Origin of the sequence: Streptomyces sp. NBC_01429 (genome assembly GCF_036231945.1) — a bacterium.
GTDB lineage: Bacteria > Actinomycetota > Actinomycetes > Streptomycetales > Streptomycetaceae > Streptomyces.
The window spans coordinates 3520235-3541881 of sequence record NZ_CP109599.1 but is presented as its reverse complement, the minus strand read 5'-3'; the positions used below and the strand labels follow the sequence as shown (position 1 = coordinate 3541881).

General features: G+C 70.3%; 19 protein-coding genes and 1 tRNA gene. 7 read left to right on the top strand and 13 right to left on the bottom strand.

Going from position 1 to position 21647, the window contains the following annotated elements; genetic code table 11:
- Positions 1–146: 146 nt before the first annotated feature.
- From ispD to OG627_RS15145, 6 genes are all read left to right on the top strand, one after another.
- Positions 147–893 (top strand): 2-C-methyl-D-erythritol 4-phosphate cytidylyltransferase, encoded by a 747-nt coding sequence (ispD, locus tag OG627_RS15170; protein ID WP_329065356.1) that lies wholly within the window; start codon positions 147–149, stop codon positions 891–893.
- Entirely contained in the window at positions 883–1422 is a 540-nt protein-coding gene (gene ispF, locus OG627_RS15165; protein WP_329065354.1) for a 2-C-methyl-D-erythritol 2,4-cyclodiphosphate synthase, read from the top strand. The genes ispD and ispF overlap by 11 nt, the downstream gene beginning before the upstream one ends.
- 256 nt (positions 1423–1678) lie before the next feature.
- Positions 1679–2083, top strand: coding sequence for a PPOX class F420-dependent oxidoreductase (locus tag OG627_RS15160; RefSeq protein ID WP_329065352.1), 405 nt, complete (start codon positions 1679–1681; stop codon positions 2081–2083).
- Between the two features lie 165 nt (positions 2084–2248).
- Entirely contained in the window at positions 2249–3649 is a 1401-nt protein-coding gene (gene cysS, locus OG627_RS15155) for a cysteine--tRNA ligase (RefSeq protein WP_329065350.1), read from the top strand.
- Between the two features lie 139 nt (positions 3650–3788).
- A complete protein-coding gene (gene rlmB / locus OG627_RS15150) occupies positions 3789–4739 on the top strand; it encodes a 23S rRNA (guanosine(2251)-2'-O)-methyltransferase RlmB (protein ID WP_329065348.1) in 951 nt (316 codons plus the stop codon).
- A gap of 266 nt (positions 4740–5005) precedes the next feature.
- Positions 5006–6799, top strand: coding sequence for a DoxX family membrane protein (locus OG627_RS15145; protein ID WP_329065346.1), 1794 nt, complete (start codon positions 5006–5008; stop codon positions 6797–6799).
- A 261-nt stretch (positions 6800–7060) separates the two neighbouring features.
- Here the strand turns inward: OG627_RS15145 and OG627_RS15140 are convergent, their stop codons facing one another.
- The 3 genes from OG627_RS15140 to OG627_RS15130 form a co-directional block, all read right to left on the bottom strand.
- A complete protein-coding gene (locus tag OG627_RS15140; RefSeq protein ID WP_329065344.1) occupies positions 7061–7780 on the bottom strand; it encodes a nucleotidyltransferase family protein in 720 nt (239 codons plus the stop codon).
- 146 nt (positions 7781–7926) lie between these two features.
- Positions 7927–8349 carry a hypothetical protein gene (locus OG627_RS15135; protein WP_329065342.1) on the bottom strand — a complete coding sequence of 141 codons (423 nt, stop codon included), beginning with the start codon at positions 8347–8349 and terminating at the stop codon, positions 7927–7929.
- 252 nt (positions 8350–8601) lie between these two features.
- Positions 8602–9726, bottom strand: a complete 1125-nt coding sequence (locus tag OG627_RS15130; protein ID WP_329065340.1) for an ABC transporter ATP-binding protein — start codon at positions 9724–9726, stop codon at positions 8602–8604.
- Positions 9727–9930: 204 nt separating this feature from the next.
- On the opposite strand from OG627_RS15130, the gene OG627_RS15125 reads away from it, so the two are divergent.
- Positions 9931–10004: transfer RNA gene (locus OG627_RS15125), tRNA-Thr, on the top strand.
- A gap of 439 nt (positions 10005–10443) precedes the next feature.
- On the opposite strand, the gene OG627_RS15120 is transcribed toward OG627_RS15125, so the two are convergent.
- The 10 genes from OG627_RS15120 to scoE all read right to left on the bottom strand — a co-directional run bounded on the left by OG627_RS15120 (position 10444) and on the right by scoE (position 21624).
- Positions 10444–10686, bottom strand: coding sequence for a hypothetical protein (locus OG627_RS15120; RefSeq protein ID WP_329065338.1), 243 nt, complete (start codon positions 10684–10686; stop codon positions 10444–10446).
- Between the two features lie 51 nt (positions 10687–10737).
- Positions 10738–10902 carry a hypothetical protein gene (locus OG627_RS15115; protein WP_329065337.1) on the bottom strand — a complete coding sequence of 55 codons (165 nt, stop codon included), beginning with the start codon at positions 10900–10902 and terminating at the stop codon, positions 10738–10740.
- 71 nt (positions 10903–10973) lie between these two features.
- Positions 10974–11777, bottom strand: coding sequence for an ABC transporter ATP-binding protein (locus OG627_RS15110; protein WP_329065335.1), 804 nt, complete (start codon positions 11775–11777; stop codon positions 10974–10976).
- Positions 11774–12742 (bottom strand): FecCD family ABC transporter permease, encoded by a 969-nt coding sequence (locus OG627_RS15105; RefSeq protein WP_329065333.1) that lies wholly within the window; start codon positions 12740–12742, stop codon positions 11774–11776. Before OG627_RS15105 ends, OG627_RS15110 begins: the two co-directional genes overlap by 4 nt.
- 56 nt (positions 12743–12798) lie before the next feature.
- Entirely contained in the window at positions 12799–13839 is a 1041-nt protein-coding gene (locus OG627_RS15100; protein WP_329065331.1) for an ABC transporter substrate-binding protein, read from the bottom strand.
- 80 nt (positions 13840–13919) lie between these two features.
- Positions 13920–18239: an amino acid adenylation domain-containing protein gene (locus tag OG627_RS15095; RefSeq protein WP_329065329.1), complete on the bottom strand. Its 4320-nt coding sequence runs from the start codon at positions 18237–18239 to the stop codon at positions 13920–13922.
- The gene (locus OG627_RS15090) at positions 18226–18483 is read right to left on the bottom strand and encodes a phosphopantetheine-binding protein (protein WP_329065327.1); all 258 of its coding nucleotides are present in this window, start codon (positions 18481–18483) and stop codon (positions 18226–18228) included. Before OG627_RS15090 ends, OG627_RS15095 begins: the two co-directional genes overlap by 14 nt.
- A gap of 35 nt (positions 18484–18518) precedes the next feature.
- On the bottom strand, positions 18519–20135 hold the full coding sequence (locus tag OG627_RS15085; RefSeq protein WP_329065325.1) for a long-chain-fatty-acid--CoA ligase: 1617 nt from the start codon (positions 20133–20135) through the stop codon (positions 18519–18521).
- Between the two features lie 38 nt (positions 20136–20173).
- Positions 20174–20737, bottom strand: coding sequence for a (2E)-enoyl-ACP glycyltransferase (gene scoD, locus OG627_RS15080; protein ID WP_329065323.1), 564 nt, complete (start codon positions 20735–20737; stop codon positions 20174–20176).
- Positions 20734–21624, bottom strand: coding sequence for a (3R)-3-[(carboxymethyl)amino]fatty acid oxygenase/decarboxylase (scoE, locus tag OG627_RS15075; protein ID WP_329065321.1), 891 nt, complete (start codon positions 21622–21624; stop codon positions 20734–20736). Before scoE ends, scoD begins: the two co-directional genes overlap by 4 nt.
- Positions 21625–21647: the final 23 nt, after the last annotated feature.

Below are 21647 nucleotides of genomic sequence, written 5' to 3'. Positions count from 1 at the left end.
CTGCGTCGCCGGGCGCTGCGGCATGTCCGTATGCCCACACCCCGCCCTCGACCATCACGGAAGGGTCCGGTCAAGGCGTCGCGCCCGGCACGCTTGAGGCCATACCCACGTCGGCCGAGGAAACAAACCTGCCGGAGTACAAAGCGATGTCAGAGGAAGCCAGCCCCCACCGCACCGCCGCGGTGATCCCGGCCGCGGGCAGGGGCGTACGGCTCGGTCCAGGCGCTCCCAAAGCCCTCCGCGCCCTGGGTGGCACCCCGATACTGATCCACGCCGTCCGCGCCATGGCGGCCTCGCGCGCCGTCTCGCTGGTCGTCGTGGTCGCCCCGCCCGACGGAGCGCCGGGGGTGAAGAACCTCCTGGACGACCACGCGCTGCCCGAGCGCACCGACTATCTCGTCGTCCCGGGCGGCGACACCCGCCAGGAGTCCGTACGGCTCGGCGTCGAGGCCCTTCCCGAGGACATCACGGCCGTCCTCGTCCATGACGCGGCCCGCCCGCTGGTGCCCGTCGAGACCGTGGACGCGGTCGTCGAAGCCGTACACGCCGGCGCGCCCGCGGTCGTGCCGGCGCTGCCGCTCGCCGACACCGTCAAGCAGGTCGAGCCCCGGGAGAAGGGCGAGCCCGAGCCGGTCGTCGCCACCCCCGAGCGCGCCCTGCTGCGCGCCGTGCAGACGCCGCAGGGCTTCGACCGCGCGACGCTCCAGCGCGCGCACCGGACGGTCCCGGGCGTGGGCGAGGGCGCGACGGACTGCGCCGGGATGGTCGAGCGGCTCGGCGCGCCCGTCGTGATCGTGCCGGGCCACGAGGAGGCGTTCAAGGTGACCAGGCCGCTGGATCTGGTGCTGGCCGAGGCAGTGCTCGCCCGAAGGAGGGCCAACGATGGCTTCTGACGTAACCCCGCCCGTGACCCCGCCCGTGACTCCGGCCGCGACTCCGTTCGTGGTGCTGCCGCAGGTCGGTATCGGGACCGACATCCACGCCTTCGAGGAGGGCCGCGAGCTGTGGTGCGCGGGGCTGCTCTGGGAGGGCGAGGGATCCGGCCTCGCCGGGCACTCCGACGCCGACGTGGTCGCGCACGCGGCCTGCAACGCGCTGTTCTCCGCCGCCGGGCTCGGTGACCTCGGCGCCCACTTCGGCACCGGCCGCCCCCAGTGGTCCGGCGCCTCCGGCATCACCCTCCTTACGGAGGCGGCGCGGATCGTACGGGAGGCGGGCTTCACGATCGGGAATGTCGCCGTCCAGGTCGTCGGCGTCCGGCCCAAGATCGGCAAGCGCAGGGAAGAGGCGCAGAAGGTGCTCTCCGAGGCGGTCGGCGCGCCCGTAGCCGTCTCCGCCGCCACCTCCGACGGGCTCGGGTTCACCGGGCGCGGCGAGGGACTGGCGGCGACGGCTACGGCGCTGGTGGTACGGACGGGCTGAGCGGTGGTGGCGGTGGCACGGGACGGGCTGAGCGGTGGTGGCGGTCGCACGGACCGGCTGAGCGGCGGTACGGACCGGCTGAGCGCCCCTCGTACCCCCGGCGCGCCCCCGCGCGGAACGGAGTGAACCGGCGGCCGACCGGAGTGAAATACCGGCGGGAGCATCCGGGTTGAGAGACCATCGTCGGGTAGGCCCCACGGCAGTGATCCACCGGCTCGGCCGCCCCCGCCGGCCCAGGCACCAGGAAGGCACCCCCATGGCAGTCGCTCTCTCCGACGCACTCAAGAACGTGCTCGACCAGCCCGTCTTCGTCAGCATCGCCACCATCCAGCCCGACGGGAGCCCCCAGGTTTCACCCGTGTGGGTGAAGCGGGACGGAGACGATCTGCTGATCTCCACCACGGTCGACCGCCGCAAGGAGAAGAACCTGCGCCGCGACCCCCGGGTGACCGTCGTGGTGCAGCCCGCCGACAACCCGTACGCGTACGCGGAGATCCGCGGCACCGCGACCCTCACCACGGAGGGCGGCCAGGAGCTGATCGACGACCTGTCCCGCAAGTACACGGGCAAGGGGTACGCGGAGTTCAACCCGGACTCCGGCCAGGACGCCGAGCGCGTGGTCGTCCGGATCTCCGCCCGTAAGGTCGTCGGCCGCCTCTGACGGCCGGGTCGTACGCACCGGCCGTCGTACCGGCCGTCGCACCCGGCCGCCCGCCCCGGCGGACGACGCCGACGGCCGGTGCTTAGGTCACGCTTCGGTGTCCCCGCGGCCCCGGGCGACCGAAAGTCGCCCGGGGCACTGCCTCGGGCGCACTACCCTGGTTCCGTGACTATTCGGCTGTACGACACCGGCGCCCGGCAGATCCGTGACTTCACCCCGCTCGTCCCGGGCTGTGTCTCGATCTACCTGTGTGGCGCCACCGTGCAGGCCGCTCCGCACATCGGCCACATCAGGTCGGGGCTGAACTTCGACATCATGCGCCGCTGGTTCGCCTACCGCGGCTACGACGTGACGTTCATCCGCAACGTCACGGACATCGACGACAAGATCATCGCGAAGTCCGCCGACCAGGGCCGCCCGTGGTGGTCCATCGGTTACGAGAACGAGCGCGCCTTCCACTCCGGCTACGACGTGCTGGGCTGCCTGCCGCCCTCCTACGAGCCGCGCGCCACCGGCCACATCCCCGAGATGATCGAGATGATGCGCGTTCTGATCGAACGCGGTCACGCCTACGCGGCCGACGGCAACGTCTACTTCGACGTCCGCTCGTTCCCCGGCTACCTGGAGCTGTCCAACCAGGAGCTGGACGATCTGCGCCAGCCCTCGGGCGAGGGCGAGACCGGCAAGCGCGACCAGCGCGACTTCGCGATGTGGAAGACGGCCAAGCCCGGCGAGCCGTCGTGGGAGACGCCGTGGGGACGCGGCCGGCCCGGCTGGCACCTGGAGTGCTCGGCGATGGCCCACAAGTACCTGGGCTCCGCCTTCGACATCCACGGCGGCGGGCTCGACCTGATCTTCCCGCACCACGAGAACGAGATCGCGCAGGCCAAGGCGTACGGGGACGAGTTCGCGAAGTACTGGGTGCACAACGCCTGGGTCACCATGAGCGGCGAGAAGATGTCCAAGTCGCTGGGCAACTCGGTGCTGGTCTCCGAGATGGTCAAGCAGTGGCGGCCGGTCGTGCTGCGCTACTACCTGGGAACCCCGCACTACCGCTCGATGATCGAGTACAGCGAGGAGGCCCTGCGCGAGGCCGAGTCCGCGTTCGCGCGGATCGAGGGCTTCGTGCAGCGCGTGGTGGAGAAGGCCGGCGGTGTGGTCGAGCCGGCCGACGAGGTGCCGCCCGCCTTCGCCGAGGCGATGGACGACGACCTGGGCGTCCCGCACGCGCTCGCGATCGTGCACACCACCGTGCGCCAGGGGAATTCCGCGCTCGCCGCCGACGACAAGGAAGCGGCCGTCGCCCGGCTCGCCGAGGTACGCGCCATGCTCGGCGTCCTCGGCCTGGACCCGCTGGACCCGCAGTGGTCGGGCGACAGCGACCGCGGCGACGATCTGCACGGGGTGGTCGACACCCTCGTACGGCTCGTGCTCGAACAGCGCGAGGCGGCGCGCGGCCGCAAGGACTGGGCCACGGCGGACGCCATCAGGGATCAGCTCCAGCAGACCGGACTGGTCATCGAGGACGGTCCCGCCGGTCCCCGCTGGACGCTCGGACCCCGCTGAGCTGGGATGATGTGCCGCCCGGTGGACCGGGCGGCACACTTGCGTACGCTGACACATAAAACGTGACGTCACGTACGCACGTACGACTCATGTACGCACGACTGATGCACTTCTGAAGCAAACGAAACAGGTATAGGTCATGGCCGGGAACAGCCAGCGCAGGAACCGCCGCACGTCCAACAAGAAGGGCGCGCAGGTCGGCAGCGGTGGCAAGCGACGCCGCGCGCTGGAGGGCAAGGGCCCGACGCCGCCCGCCGCCGCGCGCAAGGGCCATGTCCAGAACCGCGTCGCCAACTCCAAGGCCAAGCAGACCGCGCGGCGCCAGGTCGCCCGGCGCGGCGGCAAGGGCACGAGCGAGATGGTCGTCGGCCGCAACCCCGTCTTCGAGGCGCTGCGCGACGGCGTGCCCGCCTCGACCCTCTACGTACAGCAGTTCATCGACAACGACGAGCGCGTGCGCGAGGCGCTCCAGCTCGCGGCCGACCGCGGCGGCATCCACCTGATGGAGGCCCCCAAGCCCGAGCTGGACCGGATGACGAACGGCCTGAACCACCAGGGCCTCGTCCTCCAGGTCCCGGCGTACGAGTACGCGCACCCCGACGACCTCGCCGCCGCGGCCTTCGACGAGGGCCAGGACCCGCTGATCGTCGCGCTGGACGGCGTCACCGACCCGCGCAACCTCGGCGCGGTCGTGCGCTCCGTCTCGGCCTTCGGCGGCCACGGCGTCGTCGTACCGGAGCGGCGCGCCGCCGGGATGACGGCCGGTGCCTGGAAGTCCTCGGCGGGCGCGGCGGCCCGCACCCCGGTCGCCCGCTGCACGAACCTCACGCGCATGCTGGAGGCGTACAAGAAGGCCGGTCTCACCGTGGTCGGCCTCGCGGCGGACGGCGAGAGCGAGGTCGGCGAGCTGGCGGAGCTCGGCGGCCCGGTCGTGATCGTGGTCGGCAGCGAGGGCAAGGGCCTGTCCCGGCTGGTCGGGGAGACCTGCGACTTCCGGGTGCGCATCCCGATGCCGGGCGGCGCGGAGTCGCTGAACGCCGGTGTCGCGGCGGGCGTGGTGCTGTACGAGGCGTCGCGCCGGCGCGTCTGAGTCGTACGGAGCAGGAGCCGGAGCCGGAGCCGGTTCCGGCGCGTCCGAGCCGTACGCGTACGCATCCCGACGCGTACGCATCCCGGGCGTACGCATACGCGTCCGATACGTGCGGGAACGAAGCCGGACCGTCCGAGAACGAAGCCGTCGCGCTGGGCCCCGGGGGCCCCGAAGGTTCCCCCGAACGGCCCTGCCCGACGATCTTGACGGGTCTCGGACATCCGCCCGCGTCAAGGCAGTGTCCTAAAGACAAGTCACTCGGTTAGATGAGTGTGGACACCAGAACGCCCCGGCCCGGGTTCGACGATCAGCCCCCGCTGAGCATGCTCAAGGTGGACTGCGATCCCGCGCAGGTCATCGTGAACCACGCCAGCTTCCGGGTGAAGCTCGCATCGCCCCAGCGCCTCAGCTCCGTACGCGGCGCGGTGGACCCCGCACGCATCCCCGCCATGAGCGGCGCCGGCGGCGGCAGGCCCGCGCGCCGCCGGGCGCCCGTCGTCTGGAGCGGCAGGTCCGAGCCGGGGGACCCCGGAGCGACCGGGCTCCTCCAGGCCGTACGGAACTCCGCCCTGGTACCGGCCGCCGGCGCGCTGCGCGGCCACTCCAGAGCGCCTGGCGCACTCGACGTATCCGGAAGGGGATACGAAACCGGCTCCACCCAGGTCATTCCCCAGGTCGGCCCGCAGGGCGGCCCCCGGCCCAACCCGCTGGCCGCCCCCGACGACGAGAGCACCCAGCCGACGCCCGTCGTCGGCGCGCAGGGCACGGGCCCCGACGGCCCGCGCACCACGGGCACCCCGCTGCTGCCGCCGATGCGCAAGGCCGTCGGCGCGTACGACGACCTGCCCGCGCACGAGCGGTACGACGACGAACTCGACGACGTCGAGATCGGCGAGGACGACCGGCCCCGGGCGCAGCGGCACGGCAACGACTCCGTGCGGCACGCCTACTACCCCGGCCGCCGGATGAACCTCGGCGTGGTGCTGCTGCCGCTCCGGATCTTCCTCGGCTTCATCTCGATCTACGCCGGCATGGGCAAGCTCTGCGACCCCGTCTACTTCGACGGTGGCGAGCGCGGCTCCATGGTCAAGTGGCTGACCTCGCTGCACCCTTGGGCGCTGGCGGAGCCGCTCAGGGAGTTCGCGCTCTCGCACCCGGTGGGCGCGGGGCTCAGCGTCGCGTTCCTCCAGATCGTCGTCGGCGTGCTGACCGTCTTCGGGCTCTGGCAGCGGCTCGCGGCCTCGTTCGGCGCGCTGCTGTCGGCGGCGCTGCTGCTCACCGTGAGCTGGCGGACCGTTCCGGTGTACGACGCGCCGGACATCATCTACCTCGCCGCCTGGTCCCCGCTGATCATCGCGGGCGCCCCCGTCTACTCGGTGGACGGCCGGCTCGCGGGCGAGGCGTGGCGCACGCTCGGACCGCGCTCCGAGATCTGGGACCTGCGGCGGCGGGTGCTGCGGCGCGGCGCGATCGTCGCGTCGGTCGTCATCGGGCTCACGCTGCTGATCGGCTCGGTCCTGGGCGGCGCCGTACGCTCCTCGGACATGGTGACGGTGCCGGGTCCGGGCGTCGACCCGGTCAACCAGCTGCCCGGTATGCCGCTGCCCCAGCGGCCCGGCAGCAGCGGCAGCGCCTCCGGCTCGCCCGCGAGCGGCGGCCCCACCGGGGGCACCCGCTCCGAGCCGTCAGCGACCCGCTCGGGCAGCCCTTCGACGCAGCAGTCGGCGCCGGGCGGCACGTCGTCCCCCGAGACCGGCGGCGCGAGCACGGGCGCCAGTACGGGCGCGAGCACGGGCCAGACGCAGCAGCAGCCCAGCCAGACGCAGGGCACGGTCCAGCAGCCCCCGCAGACGGCCGAGCAGGCCCCGCCGCCGGCCGGCGGCAGCCAGGGCCCGTCCTCGACGGGCGGCGGCGGTGGCAGCACGGGCGGCGGCGGTGCGGGCGACACCGGTGGCGGCGGCGCGGGCAGCGGCGCCGTCGACAACGGGGGCTCAGCGACCGGCGGTTCGTCCTCGGGCGGCGGCGGCAACCGGAACCCGATCGGCGGCCTGCTGGGCTGAGGCCCGTCCGCGGTAGGCGGAGAGAGGTGAGGGGCGGCCACCCGGGGTACGGGTGGCCGCCCCTCACGCGTCGGTACGCGGTACGCGGGGCGTGGGCGGTGGGCGGTGGGCCGTGAGGCCGCCCGGGGACGGGCCTCGGCGGCGTCCCGGCGGGGCGGTGGGCTGGGCGCGTCCCGGTGCGTCCTGGCGGCGGGCGGTGGCCTCGGCGCGTCCTGGCGTCGGCGGTGGACCGTCAGCCCGTCCCGGCGTCGGCGGTGGGCCTCAGCGCGCTCCGCCGCCGGACAGCTCCTTGGCCGCCTCCGTGAGGTCCTTCGCGGTGTCGATGGCCCGCCAGTACGCCCCGTGCGGCAGCGGGAAGCCCGCCAGGCGGCGCTCACGCGCCAGCCGGGGGAAAGTGGTCCGCTCATGGTCGCCCCGGTCCGGCAGCAGCCCCACGAAGTCGGGGGAGAACACGTACACCCCGGCGTTGATCAGATATGGCGAGGGGGGCGACTCGATGAAGTCGAGGACATGGCCGAACTCGTCCGTCTCGACCGCCCCCCACGGAATGCGCGGCCGGGCGAGGGCGAGCGTCGCGGTGGCGTCGCGCTCGAAGTGGAAGGCGGCCATCTCGCGCAGCGAGAAGCGCGTCCAGATGTCGCCGTTCGTGGCGTACCAGGGCTGTTCGGGATCCGGCAGCGCGGTGGCGGCGTGCTTGAGGCCCCCGCCGCGTCCCAGTGGCTCGGACTCCACCACGGTGGTGACGCGCAGCGGAAGATCCGCCGACTCCAGCCACTTCTGGAGGACTTCGGCGAGATGGCCGCACGAGACGACGGCGTCCGTCACGCCCTCGGCGGCGAGCCAGGCGAGCTGATGGCCGATGATCGGGGTTCCCGTGCCGGGAATCTCGACCATCGGCTTGGGACGGTCATCGGTGTACGGGCGCAGCCGCGACCCCTGGCCACCCGCGAGGACCACGGCCTGTGTCGGAAACGTATGCATGAAGGGAACGATAGGCGCGACGGCCGCGGGGCCGACGGCCGGGAAGCACGGCGCGGGCGCACCCGGCCCGCGGGAAGCACAGCGAGGGCGCACCCGGCCCGCGGGGAACCCGGCGCGGGCGCACCCGGCCCGCCGAGGAACGCCGGTCAGCTCCCCATGGCCTGCTGGGAGACGCCGTACGCGAACGAGGTGTCGCACACGGGACGCGAGAAGGACTGCGCCCGCGTCGGCCCGTACGTGGCGACGGCGGCACGGCCCAGGGCCCGCGCGATCGACATGCAGTGCTGGGCGAGCGAGGGGCGTTCCTCGATCTCGCGCTGGAGGTGGGTCAGGGCGATGCCCGGGTCCTTCTCCTGAAGCTCCACGAGGAGCTTGTCGCGCAGAACGTCCTGCGGGGCGCGGGACTTGGCCTGCACCGAGGCGGTGTCCGAGGAAGCGGTCAGGATCTGCGACTCCGCGTTGCTGGTCGCCCACGGAACACGGGCGACCGCGAGGGTCCCGGAGAGCACCAGGACGACGGGCAGGACGAAGGCGAGAGTTCGGCCGATACGGCGGGCTGTGTGGGTCACGCAGGCGAGCGTAGCGGCCGGTAATGATTTGGCGACATTTAGTCACCCGCGCGAGGGACGGGTTCGAGGTTTCTTTTCGAATAGGGCGTTGACGGCCGCCATGCGAAATGGCCTGCCCGCCGGGGTATTTGCCGGCACACGCGCACGGCCCCGCACCGGAGTGCGGGGCCGTGCGGAGGAATTCGGACCTGGACGCGCCACGGGCGCGTCAGTGGTGCGACGGTACGAACCTCCGGGTGTCGGGTCGGTCGGTCAGTCGGTGAGGCGCTCGCCGGTCGAGGTCGAGAAGACGTGCGTCTCGCCCGCGCGCGGCACGACGTGCAGCTTGGAGCCCTTGTCGGGAACGGCGCGGCCGTTGACGCGGACCACGATCTCCTTCTGCTCCTTGTCCAGCTCGGCGGTGCCGTAGACGTAACCGTCGGCACCCAGCTCCTCGACGACGTTCACGGTCACGGCGAGGCCGGCCGGCGCGTCCTTGGAGAGCGCACCGGCGGTGCCGCCCTCCTCCACGAGGTCGAAGTGCTCGGGGCGGACGCCGACCGTCACGGTCTTGTCGCCCTTCTCCGCGGCGGCGGCGAGCGCCTCACGGGAGACCGGCACGACGCTGTTGCCGAACTTCACACCGCCGTCCGTGATCGGCACCTCGACCAGGTTCATGGCCGGGGAGCCGATGAATCCGGCGACGAAGAGGTTCTTCGGGCGGTCGTACATGTTGCGCGGGGAGTCGACCTGCTGGAGGAGCCCGTCCTTGAGGACCGCCACCCGGTCGCCCATGGTCATGGCCTCGACCTGGTCGTGGGTCACGTACACCGTCGTGATGCCCAGCCGGCGCTGGAGCGAGGCGATCTGCGTACGGGTGGACACACGGAGCTTGGCGTCGAGGTTCGACAGCGGCTCGTCCATGAGGAACACCTGCGGCTCACGCACGATGGCGCGTCCCATCGCGACACGCTGCCGCTGACCACCGGAGAGGGCCTTCGGCTTGCGGTCCAGATACTCGGTGAGGTCGAGGATCTTCCCGGCCTCCTCGACCTTCTTGCGGATGTCCGCCTTGTTCACACCGGCGATCTTGAGCGCGAAGCCCATGTTGTCGGCGACGGTCATGTGCGGGTACAGCGCGTAGTTCTGGAACACCATCGCGATGTCGCGGTCCTTCGGCGGCAGGTGCGTGACATCCCGCTCACCGATACGGATGGCGCCACCATTGACGTCCTCGAGCCCCGCGAGCATGCGCAGGGAGGTCGACTTTCCACAGCCGGAGGGGCCGACGAGGACGAGGAACTCACCGTCCGCGACATCGAGCTCAAGCTGGTCGACAGCGGGCTTCGTGGAACCCGGGTAGACGCGGGTTGCCTTGTCGAACGAGACAGTTGCCATGGCGATGTGTCCCCTCACCGGCAGGAACGTGCCGGACGATCCGAGTAAAGGAATGGGTCTTCCGCCGTGGAGCGGAAGACGGGTCTAGTCCACCTGGGTGAACTGGAGGTGACGTTACCTCCCGTTCACAGATCTGTCAGTACTCCTGCCACCACGAAATTCCCGGTGGGACGCCGTCCGGAGCCGGTTACACTGCTCGGGCACGCCTCCTTAGCTCAGTTGGCCAGAGCAACGCACTTGTAATGCGTAGGTCGTCGGTTCGAATCCGACAGGGGGCTCCGTGAAAGCCCAGGCCAGACACCCTCTGACCTGGGCTTTTTTGCATTCTGTGACCTTTCTTCTGTTGTCGTGTCAGCTCCCAGGCTCCGCCACGCGGCTCCTGGTGGCCGACCGGTGGCCAAACGTGCAGGCGGCGTGCGACGGGGGTGGCCAAGAGTGCCGTTGGGTGCGTGCGGACAGCGGCTCGGTTGTTGTTCCATCCCTACAAGTCGTCGCTGGGTAGCGCCGCCTGGAAGGACTTGGGCCGGGCCGGTAGTCCTGAAGTTCCTTCGGCTGTGGCGAGAGCGTACGGAGCCCGAAGCGGCAGCTCCGTAACCAGGGCTCCATGCGCTGGGTGCTTTGGGCTGCCCGTTACGGAGGAGGGCAGCCACGCTGCGCGAACACTGCTGGTCCGCGATGTCTCGACTGGTGACGTTCACCACATGCTGGAGCCCCCGGTCAGATTCCCGCTGACCGGGGGTTCCTTCTCGCCTGAATCAGGCGGAGCGTACTTCCTTGGGAGAAGCCGGCCGCGATGCGGACCATCCGCGGGCGACGCCAGTCGATCGACTCGGCAGCCTCCGCGCCCAGCACCTTCCGCACGAGCGCCTCGAACTCGTGGTGAGCCGACTCCAGCCAGGACAGGTAGGAGACGGCCTGCGACAGCACCCCGCTGTCGGAGCCCTTTTTGAACTCGATCACGACCGGGGCGTTGTTCTCGTCGAGCCCCAGCGTGTCGATCCGGCCCCGGTGTCACGGCCCCGTCGGGTACTCCGACGCGAGGAAGCGGATACCGAGCATCGGCTCCGTCCCCGCCTCAATCCGACGCTCCACCTCCACCTCCAGCGCCACCGTCGAACCACGCAGCTCGACGTCCCGGCCATCCGCCTCCTGCCGGAACAGCATCAGGTCGGCCACCAGAATCCCCTCCCGCGATCACCACATGGGATGCAATCGAAGCCGACCTGCGGAAGTTCCGGCGGTCACAGTCAGCGATCGGCGGCCTCGGTTGCTCCGTGGAGGTCGAGGGGCTGGGCGGCGTAGGTGATGCGTATGACGCCGTCGGCGTGGCGCTCCGTACTGGCTCGCACGCCGAAGACGTCGCGCAGGGTGTCGGGGGTGAGGACGTCGAGGACCGGTCCTGCCGTGACGACGGTGCCTTCGTTGAGGACGACGAGGTGGTCGCAGAGGCGGGCGGCCAGGTCGAGGTCGTGCAGGACGGCGAGGGTGGTGATGCCGGTGGCGCGGATCAGGCCCAGGAGTTCGAAGCGGGCGCGGATGTCCAGGTGGTTGGTGAGTTCGTCGAGGACGAGGAGCTGGGGCTGTTGCGCGAGTGCGCGGGCGAGGAGGACGCGTTGGCGTTCGCCGCCGGAGAGGGAGGCGTAGTCCCGTTCGGCCAGGGGGCGTACGCCGCAGCGGTCGATCGCGTCGTCGACGGCCCGGCGGTCGTCGGTGCCGTCGCGGCCGAGGAGGCCGTGGTGTGGTGTGCGGCCCAGTGTGACGATCTCGGCGACGGACAGGCCGGTGGTGTTGCCGGTGGCGTCTTGGAGTACGGCGGCGGTGCGGCGGGCGGCGGTACGGGCGGAGAGCGTCCATACGTCGTCGTCGCCGACGCGGACGACTCCGTCGGCCGGGCGCAGTGAGCGGTAGACGGCGCGCAGCAGGGTTGATTTTCCGCTGCCGTTGGGGCCGATGAGCCCGACGATGTCGCCTTTGCGGGCCGCCAGGCTCACGTCGTGCAGGATCGGTGTGCGGTCCAGGGTGATGTGGAGCCGGTCCACGGTCAGTTTCATGCGGTGTCCAGGCCCTTGTTGCGGCGCAGCAGCCAGATGAAGAACGGTGCGCCGAGGAGGGCGGTGAGGATGCCCAGCGGCAGTTCGTTGGGACGGTTGAGCGTGCGGGAGAGCAGGTCGACGACGACGAGGTAGACGGCTCCCAACAGGGCGGTCAGCGGGAGGAGTCTGCGGTGGTCGGCGCCGATGGTGAGGCGGACGAGGTGGGGGATCATCAGGCCGACGAATCCGATGCCGCCGGCGACGGCGATCGTCGTTCCGGTGAGGAGCGAGGAGAGCACCAGCAGTACGGCACGGAGTCGGTTGACGTCCACACCGAGCGCGGTGGCGGATTCGTCGCCGGCCAGCAGGACGTTGAGCCGTCGGCCGAACAGGGCCAGCAGGACGGTGGTGGCGATGACCACGGCTGTGACGGTGGGCAGTTGGCTCCACTGGGCCCCGGCGACACTGCCCAGCATCCAGAACATGACCGTGCGCAGTTCGGTGGGTGTCGCTTGGAGTTGCAGGAAGCTCGTCGCGGAGAGGAAGACATAGCCGACCGCGACCCCGGCCAGGACCAGCCGGGTGGGTGCCATCCGTCCGCCCCGCCGCCCCAGGGCGAAGACCAGCAACCCGGCCGCGAGGGCGCCCACGAAGGCCGCCGCCGACACTCCGAGGCCGCCGAGTGTGGCGCCTCCGGCCAGGACGATGACCACGACGGCGCCGAGGGAGGCGCCGGAGGAGAAGCCCAGGACGGTGGGGTCCGCCAGTGGGTTGGAGACCAGGGCCTGGAGTACCGCGCCGGAGACCGCCAGACCCGCGCCGACCAGGGCGGCCAGCACCACTCGGGGAGCCCGGAAGCTCCACACGATCTGGTCCAGCACCGGATCACCGGTCGCCCCGCGACCGCTCACGTGGTGCAGGACGATCCGCCACACGTCGCCCAGCGGGATGGTGACTGCGCCGATGCTGACCGCCACCATCATGGTGCCGAGCAGTACGGCGAAGAGTCCGAGCAGGGCGAACGGGAGTCCCAGCCGCTTCAGAACGCGTCGGGGTGCAGCATCCTGGCGATCCTGTCGACGGCCAGGTCGTTGCTGGGGCCCAGGTAGATCGAGTCGGACAGCACTGTGTACGTGTTGTTCTTGGCGGCCGGCCACTGGGGGAACTCCTTGAGCAGTTGCTTGGCGTACGCCGTCGGGTCGTCCGCGTTGTAGCTGATGACGACGAGGACGTCGACGTCGGTGGCCGCCACTTCCTCCTTGCTCAGGTCGGCGAAGGACGTCTTGGAGGCGTTCTCGAAGGCGTTGACGCCGCCGGCCTTGTCGATGATGTCGTTGTAGATGCCCTTGGCGACGACCGAGCTGAATTCGTTGCCTCCCATGGCCATGTTGGCGAAGAGCAACATGACCTTGGGCTTCTTCTCGCCCTTCACCTTCGCGGATACCGCCGCGATCGACTTCTCGGAGTCGGCGATCAGCTTCTCGGCGCGGTCGCTCACGTTGAAGACCTTGCCCATGTCACGCAGGAAGGTGTAGCTGTCGGCGATGGTCATCCCGGAGTTTTCCTGGTCGCAGCCCTGCGGGGAGACGAAGCTGTTCGCCTTCACACCCTTGAGCTGCTCGCGGGTGGCGAAGCCGTTCTTCGCCTCGAACCCGTACGAGGTGGTGGACAGGACGAGGTCCGGACGCAGGCCGAACATCGCCTCACGGGGGATGTCGAAGGCGTCGTTGGGTGTGACGTCACCGGTCGGCAGGGCCTTGATGGCCTTGGCACGCCCCGGTACCTCGGACATGCCGTAGGACTGCTGGTTGGAGACGATGCGGTCGCCGAGGCCGAGCGCGAGCAGGGTGGAGACCTCCCCGACGGAGGCGCCGTTCATGACGACGACTCTGCTGGGGGCCTTGGTGAAGGTCTCGGTCTGCCCGCAGTTCTCGATGGTCACCGGGTAGCCGGACTCGGACGTTGATGTGGACGCGGATGCCTTGCTGCTCGCCGTTTCCGTCGAGGACTCGGCGCATCCCGCCGTGACCAGACACAGTGCTCCGGCCAGGACTATGGCGAGGGGCCGTTTCTTCGGCATACGTGCTCCTTGGCGCAAGGTGAACAGGCTTCGACTCAGTAGTCGGGGCGCGGTGCGGCCGAGTTCCACGGAATGGCCCACTACTTCGCCGAGGGCGACAGACGGGGCCGTCGGTCGGCCGGGGCGGGTAGTGAGCCGGCGGATACGCAGTGGTCGAGGTAGCGGAACATGAGGTCGCGGTCGAGCGGGGGACAGGAGATGCCGGTACCTCGCAGGCCGGTTCGGACGTTGTCCGCGCGTACGTGTCCCAGGCGCAGTTCGGGACCGTCCGAGTTGTCGGTGTCGTCGGTACTCCAGGAGTCGAAGAAGGCGAGAGTGGTCGCGGCGACATCGGCGGAGCGTGGCAGTTCGCTCCGCCAGCGGGCCAACGGCATGTGCTGGACGGCGTAGCCGTAAGCGCGCACCCAGGCGTAGACATCGGCCAGTCGCACCGGCGGCCGGGGGGCGTGGTTGAAGACGGTGCTGCCGGGGCGGCGCGGGCCCAGGCTGAGGCGTACGACGGCTTGGGCCACGTGGTCGACCGGTGTCCAGGTCTCGGCCTCGAAGAGGTCGTCGGGGAGGATGCCTGCCGGGATGCCCGCCCGGAGCACGCTCCACAGGAAGTCCTGTTCGTTCACGTAGCCGGTGCCGGCCGGGCCGACGACCCGGCCCAGCCGGTGCACGGTGACGGGCAGTCCGCGCTCGGCGGCCTGCTCCACCAGACGTTCGGAGGCCCATTTCGACTGCTGGTAGCCGGAGCGCAGTCCGGGGTGGGACGGCAGGAAGGTTTCGGGTACCTCGGTGTTGTGGCTGAGCGGTGGGGCGACCGACAGGGTGGAGACCAGATGCAGTGGCGTCGAACTTACGGCTGCCATGCGGAGCAGCTGCCGGGTGGATTCGGTGTTGGCGGCGCGGAGGCTGGCGTAGTCGCGCAGGATGCTGACGGTGGCGGCGTTGTGGAAGATCGCGTCGCAGGTTTCGGCGAGTTCGGTGAACAGGGCCGGTTCCAGGCCGAGACGGCGGTGGGTCAGGTCGGCGGGGACCGCGGTGACCCGTTTCCAGGCCGGTTCGCTGACTCGTATCCGCTGGGTGTCGAGAGCCTGTCGGACGCGGGTGGCGGCCTCGGCAGGGTCGGCCGCGCGGACGAGGCAGACGATTTCGGCGCTGGTGGTGGCCAGGAGTTCGGCCAGCAGATGTGTGCCGAGGAAGCCGGTGGCACCTGTGAGCAGGATCTTCCGCGGCTCGGTGGTCGCCCGGGGAGCGGTGCGGGGGCGGATGTTGTCGTCGAGAACGGTGTCGGTCAGGAGGGCTGTCGGGAGCCCGGGGGCGAGCGCCGACGTCTGTGACTGATGCTCAAGGAACTCCGCCAGTCCGGTCGCGGTCGGGTGCTGGAAGAGCCAGGCGACCCGGATCTCGCGTTCCAGTTCGATGCCGAGCCGGTTGGCGGCCTGGATGGCCTGGAGCGACCGGGCGCCCAGATCGAAGATGTCGTCGGACGCGGAGACCTGGTCGGCGCCGAGGATCTGCTGCCAGATGCCGGTGATGGTCCGTTCCACGGGGCCTGCGGCCGAGGGAGCCGCGACTGCCGGTGCCGCTGGCGCGGTCGGGGCGCTGAGCGCGGTTCGGTCGATCTTTCCGGAGCCCGTACGGGGCAGCCGTTCATGGAACTCGATGGCGGACGGGATCACCGCGGCGGGCAGCCTCTCGCGTGCGTGGTCCCTGATCTCCGCCGCGGACGGTGGCGGGTCCTCCGTGACGAGGTGGGCCACCAGGCGCCGGGTCCCGTCCGGCAGCAGTTGTCCCACGACGGCGGCTTCCCGGATCCGGGGGTGGGTGAGGAGTACGGTCTCGATCTCGGCGGGGTGGACACGGTGTCCGCTGATCTTGAATTCCGTGTCCGCCCGGCCGACGAAGCGCAGCTGTCCGTCGTTGCCGAACCGCACCAGATCGCCGGTGCGGTAGGCGCGCGGGCTTCCGGGCAGGCGGCCGAGCGGGGCGAAGCGGGACTGGTCGGGCGCCCGGCCGCCCCGGTAGCCGAGAGCCAGGTTCTCGCCCAGGAGGTACAGCTCCCCGTCGACGACAGCGGCACGGGTGCCGGGCAACGGCAGCCCGATCGGGACGTCCCCAGGTGCCAGAGCCGTGTCGTGGAGCGAGGCGACGGTGGCCACCACGGTGGCCTCGGTCGGTCCGTAGGTGTTGAAGAGGGCGACCGATGTGCCGACGGCCTCGCGCCAGCGGTCGGCTCGCTCGGGCAGGGCGGCCTCGCCGCCGATGATCACGGTCCGTACCCCCGGCGGAAGGACGACGGCATCGGTAGAGAGGGCGTAGGCCAGTTCGTGCCAGTAGGCGGTGGGCAGGTCGAGGACGCTGATACGCAGCCGGTCGCAGGCGTCCATGAGCCGGGGCACCGACTCGGTCATGTCGTCGGTGCGGACCACGAGGGTGGCGCCCGCGCACAGGGTGAGGAAGATTTCCTCGACGCTGGCGTCGAAGTGCGGGGGCGCGAATTGCAGGACACGGTCGTTCGCGCCCAGTCCGTAGCGGTGGGTGGCACCGCTGACGAAGCCGGCCAGCGCCGCGTGACTGATCTCCACTCCCTTGGGCCGTCCCGTGGAGCCGGAGGTGTAGATGACGTAGGCCGGGTCGGCGGGGGACGGTGCCGCGGGTTGTGGGCCGCGCGCCTCGGTTTCCGGCAGGTCGAGCCGGAGTACGGCGTGGTCGCCGAAGCCGCCCGTACTGGTTCCGGAGGTGAGGACGAGGGCGGGCTCGGCGTCGTCGAGCAGGGCGGCCGTACGGGAGGCCGGCGCGCCCGGGTCGAGGGGGCAGTAGGCGGCACCGGACAGCAGGATGCCGAGGATCGCGGTGACGACCTCGATCCCCCGTGGCAGCACCACGGCGACCAGAGCGCCAGGACCGATGTCCCGGGCGGCGAGCCTGCGGGCCAAGTCCCTTGCCGAGCAGAACAGCTCCGCGTAGGTGACCGCGCGCCCGTCGTGTTCGACGGCGACGGCCCGACCGCGCCGGGCCGCGTGGTCGGCGATCAGACTGAGTACGGGGCGGACGGGCCCGGGGAGCGGCCCTCCGTCGAGCACCGTGACGGGCGCCCGGCCGCCGGACTCGTACAGTGCCCGGTCGGGAGCCGCGACGGCCGCACGGAGCAGGGAGAGCAGCCCTTGCTGATGGGCGGCGAGTTCCGCTTGGTCGTAGAGGTCGGGGTTGGCGTCGAAGGCGATTCGCAGCCCCGCGCCTTCGGCACGGTCGTAGACGTTGACCGCCAGGTCGTCGACGGGGCCGGCGGAGACGTTGTGGACGCTGCTGCGGTGTCCGGCGAAGCGCAGGTCGTACTCGAAGGGCATGATGTTGACACCGGGCCCGGACAACCTGCGCTGCCCGCCGACCAGTTTGAGGTCGCGGCGCAACTGTTCGTAGCGGTAGCGCTGGTGCGGCAGCCCGGCCCGGAGTTCAGCGGAGACCCCCGTCACCAGTGTGCGCAGGCTGTCCTCTCCGGTGACGGCGATACGCAGCGGAATGATGTTGCGCACCATGGCCGGGACACGCAAGGAGACCGAACCGAGGCGGCCCATCACCGGCAGGCTGAGCACGGTCTCGGCAGCTCCGGTCGCCCGGCTCAGATACGCGGCGGTGACGGCCAGGACGACTTCGGACCAGGTAACCGACAGCTCGCGCGCCACGGCACGCATCGTTTCGGTCTCCTCGGCCCCGAGGTCCGTGACGCTCCGGAGGAAGGTGGCGGCGGGCAGGGCCGTCAGCCCGGCCGGGGAGGCGACGGGCGGACGGTCCGCGAAGCGCGTCGTCCAGTAGTCCCGGTCCTTGGCCCAGCGGGGCGACGCCCGGTAGGCGCGCTCCTCGGCCCGGACCGATTCCAGCGGGCCGAAGCCGGCGGCCTCGACGGGTACGCCGTCCATCAGGGCCGTGTAGACCTGGGCGACCCTGCGGGCCACCAGGGAGAGTCCGAATCCGTCGAGCGCGATGTGGTGGACGCGGTGGTACCAGAGGTGGGTGCCGGGCGCGGTCCGCAGCAGGGCGTGGCCGAAGACGGGGCCCTTCTTGAGGTCGACGGGGTGGGCCATGTCCCGCGCCATCCACGCCATGGCCGCCGCGTGCGGGTCCGGCTCGGCGCTGAGGTCCAGGATGTGCGGCTGCCAGTCGACGGCCGGGACGTCGATCTGCCAGGGCCGCCCCAGGTCGTCGGCGACGAAGGCCACGTTGAGGGCCTCCGTCTCGGCGACCACCTGGTGCAGGGCCCGGTCCAGGGCCCCGGCATCCACCGGGCCGTCTATCCGCACGTATTCAGCCGTGTTGTAGGCGGGGCTGCCCCGGTCGAGCTGCTGGCCGGTCCAGATTCCCTCCTGGGCGGCCAGCAGCGGGTGGCGCTCCCCGGTTCCCTCAGGTGTCGCCACGGGTGGCTCCCGTCGTGTGTCCGGACAGCAGCTGCCACCACTGGGCGAAGGAGGTGCACTCGGCGAGCTCGATGAAGCTCACCTCCACGCCGGTGGCCCGCCAGCGTTCGGCGAGGGTGACGATGCGCAAGGAGTCGAGGCCCGCGTAGAGGGGGTTCTCCTCAAGGTCGACTTCCTCGGGCCGCTGGTGCAGGAACTCCGCCAGGTCCGCGCGGAAGCCCGCCAGAGTGAGGGGATCAGACATGTTGCTCTCTCTTGGTGGTTCGACGGCGGGCGGCATCAGTTGACCTTGCGTTCGGTGCCGCTCCAGAAGCGGTCGCGCAGCTCCCGGCGCAGGATCTTCCCGCTGGGGTTGCGCGGCACCTGGTCGATGAACTCGTACCGGGCCGGCAGTTTGAAGCTCGCGAGGCGGCTGACGAGGAAGGTGTGCAGTTCGCGGGGGGTGGGCGGAGGTCCGGGTACGGCTACGACGAAGGCGTGGACGCTCTCGCCCCAGCGCTCGTCGGGGGCCCCGACGACCACCGCCTCGGCCACACCGGGGTGGGACTCCAGGGCGTTCTCGATCTCGGCGGGATAGACGTTCTCCCCCGCGACGAGGATGGCGTCCTTGATGCGGTCGCGGATGAAGACGTAGCCGTCCTCGTCGATGTATCCCGCGTCCCCGGTGTGGATCCAGCCGGCGACCAGCGTTTCGGCTGTCTTGTCGGGCAGCCCCCAGTACTCCACCATCCGGGCCGGGGTGGCCAGGCAGACTTCTCCGACGGCTCCCGGCGGTAGTTCACGGCCCCGGTCGTCGATGACCTTGCCGCGTACCCCGGGATACGGGCGGCCGGCGGCCTGCATGAGCGGGCTGCCGGGGACGTGATCGGCCGGCGGGAGGCAGACGGCGGTGTTGCCGGTCTCGGTCAGTCCGTAGATCTGCGCGAACTCGCAGTCCAGGACGGCCAGGCTCTCCTCCAGCAGCGCCTCGGAGATCGGCGACCCGCCGTACACCGTCTTGCGCAGGGTGACGAAGTCCTCGGTGCTCAGGCCGGGTTCGGCCAGCATCATGCGGAGCATGGCGGGCACCACACAGGCCGTGGTGACGCCGAGACCGCGGATGAGGTCGACGGCATCACGGGCGGCGAAGGCGCGCATCGCCACGACCGTGACGCCGGCGTTGAAGTTCTGGGTGGCCCACCACAGGCCGCCCACGTGGAAGCCGGGTATGCCGATCAGGGCGATGTCGCCCGCCCGCCAGTCGATCCAGTCCAGCTCCTCGCGCGCCAGAGCGTCGCGGATCGCGAAGAAACTGCGATGTGCGAGGACAACGCCCTTGGGAAGACCGGTGGTTCCGCTCGTGTAGAGCTGAGCGACCGGGGTGTCCGGGGTCGGCTGTGAGGGCAGGTCGGTGGCGGGTCGGCACGCTTTCCAGGAGGCGAACCCGTCCGGCGCCCCCAGCCGTACCACCGTCTTCGGCGGAGCGGTCGGCAGACGCTCGACGACCGGGGCGAAGTCCTCCTCCAGGAAAAGGAGTTCTGTGTCGGAGTCCTGGAGGATATGGCTCACCTCGGGTGCGGTGAGCCGCCAGTTGACCGGTACCAGAACGGTTTCGCTCTTCGCGCAGCCGAAGAGGATCTCGTAGTAGTGCTCGGACTCCTTTCCCAGGTACGCGACCCGCGCCCCCGGACCGAGCCCGGCGGCCCGAATGGCGTGGGCGATCCGATTGCTCTCCTGGTGCAGTTGCCCGTAGGTCAGGCCGCGTCCTTCGCAGAGCACCGCGGGCGTCTGCGGCCGGTGCTCCGCGTGGAATCGCGCGGTCTGGACGAGCGTCCGCAGCTGTGGATAGTGCAGTCTCTGCCGGGATGCCGCTGTCGGCGTCCCGCCCGACGTCTCCGGTGCCGAAGTCGCTTCCATGCAGAACCCTCCACTCTCTTTCGTGACGAGATCGTTTTTCAGGGGATATTGACGAAAGCGAGTGTTGACTGGCCGTCGCAGCGCCCGCCGTCGGTGTCCCAGTAGCGGAAGGACGTATCGGCGTGGAGAAAGGGAGCGCCGCTGCCCGGAGTGCGCCGGGTGACGGACCGGAATTCCATCTCCCCGGAGAAGGAACGGGGGGTGACGGGACGCCGGAAGTTGCTGCTGAAACGGGCTATGAGAATGTCGGGAAGCTGGTGCTTCCAGAAGTCGTCCAGCGTCCAGGATTCGAACCCGGCCAGAAGCCCTTCCTGCACCGACTTGGCAACCAGGTAATACATCATCTGGTTGTAACAGATGTTGACCTCGACGGAATTCAGATGGCCGGTGTCATCGATGTAGCACGACTCGGGAATGGAGAATTCGCACTGGGCGGAGGCTTTTCCGTCGCGTGAGGTGACGGCGGCGGCGCGCAGGTACAGGCAGTGCTTCTTGTAGGGCGCAAGCACGCGCGCCAGCAGGTCTTCGTCGGTGGCGTACGTCCGCTGAGGCCGCTGCCGCGACGGTTCGGCCAGGGTGGCCTGTGCGGCGTGTGCGGTCATGCGGCGGCATCCGCGTCGTAGAGCTTCTTCTCGTCGTGCACAGTCACTCGGTAGGAGACCGTCGGCTCGGGGGTGCTGGTGTGCCGGGCCCGGTGGATGAGGCTGCGGTTGTCCCAGACCAGCAGGTCGCCCTTCTCGAAGGTCTGCAGGTGGATGTTGTCGTGGGTGAACGTCTCGTCGAGCTGACCGGTGGCCTCGAAGAGCCGGCGCAGCAGGTCGTCGTCCAGCGGCTTGCCCTCCTCGTCCTCGATGCCGACCGTGAAGCCCTCGCTGAGGTACAGGACTCTTTCGCCGGTCATGGGGTGGAGGAAGGTGGTCGGCTGGACAACGGGCGGTGTCTTCTGCTCGACCTCGTCCAGGATTTCCGAGAGGGGGCGGTAGACATCGTGCGGTCGGACCTTGAAGTACTTGCGCACGGAGTGTCGGCAGTACATGCCGCCGATCTCGCTCTTCAGCTCCTCGGAGAGCTTCTCGTAGGCGCTGCCCATGTCGATGAAGTACGTGCCGCGGTTCTTCTCCGGGACGACCTGCGGGTAGATCAGGGTGAGACCGAAGGGGTCGGGCATGAACTGGTAGTCGGCGTGCCAGAACTTCCCCGTCTTCGGTACACCGATCTGCCGGCCGTCCTCGGGAACGTTGGAGGATACGAATATCTCCTCCACTTCGGGGTGCTTGTACATCGGCTCGTAGTAGACCTCCGGACGCCCCAGCCGCTTTCCGAGTTCGAGGAACTGGTGCGGTGACAGGTCCTGGTCCTTGAGGACGGCGATCTTCTTGGTGTAGACGGTCTGCTTGAGTGCCTCGATGTCCGCCACCGACGCGGTGGCGTAGTCGAATTCCTCGACCGTCGCGCCGATCGCCTGGCCGGGCCGCTCCGTGATCTTCATGTGTTCTGTCTTCCGTGTGGAGT

Coding starts and splice junctions, on each gene's coding strand:
- ispD (WP_329065356.1), top strand. CDS start 147: ATGTCAGAGGAAGCCAGCCCCCACCGCACCGCCGCGGTGATCCCGGCC.
- ispF (WP_329065354.1), top strand. CDS start 883: ATGGCTTCTGACGTAACCCCGCCCGTGACCCCGCCCGTGACTCCGGCC.
- OG627_RS15160 (WP_329065352.1), top strand. CDS start 1,679: ATGGCAGTCGCTCTCTCCGACGCACTCAAGAACGTGCTCGACCAGCCC.
- rlmB (WP_329065348.1), top strand. CDS start 3,789: ATGGCCGGGAACAGCCAGCGCAGGAACCGCCGCACGTCCAACAAGAAG.
- OG627_RS15145 (WP_329065346.1), top strand. CDS start 5,006: ATGAGTGTGGACACCAGAACGCCCCGGCCCGGGTTCGACGATCAGCCC.
- OG627_RS15140 (WP_329065344.1), bottom strand. CDS start 7,780: ATGCATACGTTTCCGACACAGGCCGTGGTCCTCGCGGGTGGCCAGGGG.
- OG627_RS15130 (WP_329065340.1), bottom strand. CDS start 9,726: ATGGCAACTGTCTCGTTCGACAAGGCAACCCGCGTCTACCCGGGTTCC.
- OG627_RS15110 (WP_329065335.1), bottom strand. CDS start 11,777: ATGAAACTGACCGTGGACCGGCTCCACATCACCCTGGACCGCACACCG.
- OG627_RS15105 (WP_329065333.1), bottom strand. CDS start 12,742: ATGATGGTGGCGGTCAGCATCGGCGCAGTCACCATCCCGCTGGGCGAC.
- OG627_RS15100 (WP_329065331.1), bottom strand. CDS start 13,839: ATGCCGAAGAAACGGCCCCTCGCCATAGTCCTGGCCGGAGCACTGTGT.
- OG627_RS15090 (WP_329065327.1), bottom strand. CDS start 18,483: ATGTCTGATCCCCTCACTCTGGCGGGCTTCCGCGCGGACCTGGCGGAG.
- OG627_RS15085 (WP_329065325.1), bottom strand. CDS start 20,135: ATGGAAGCGACTTCGGCACCGGAGACGTCGGGCGGGACGCCGACAGCG.
- scoD (WP_329065323.1), bottom strand. CDS start 20,737: ATGACCGCACACGCCGCACAGGCCACCCTGGCCGAACCGTCGCGGCAG.
- scoE (WP_329065321.1), bottom strand. CDS start 21,624: ATGAAGATCACGGAGCGGCCCGGCCAGGCGATCGGCGCGACGGTCGAG.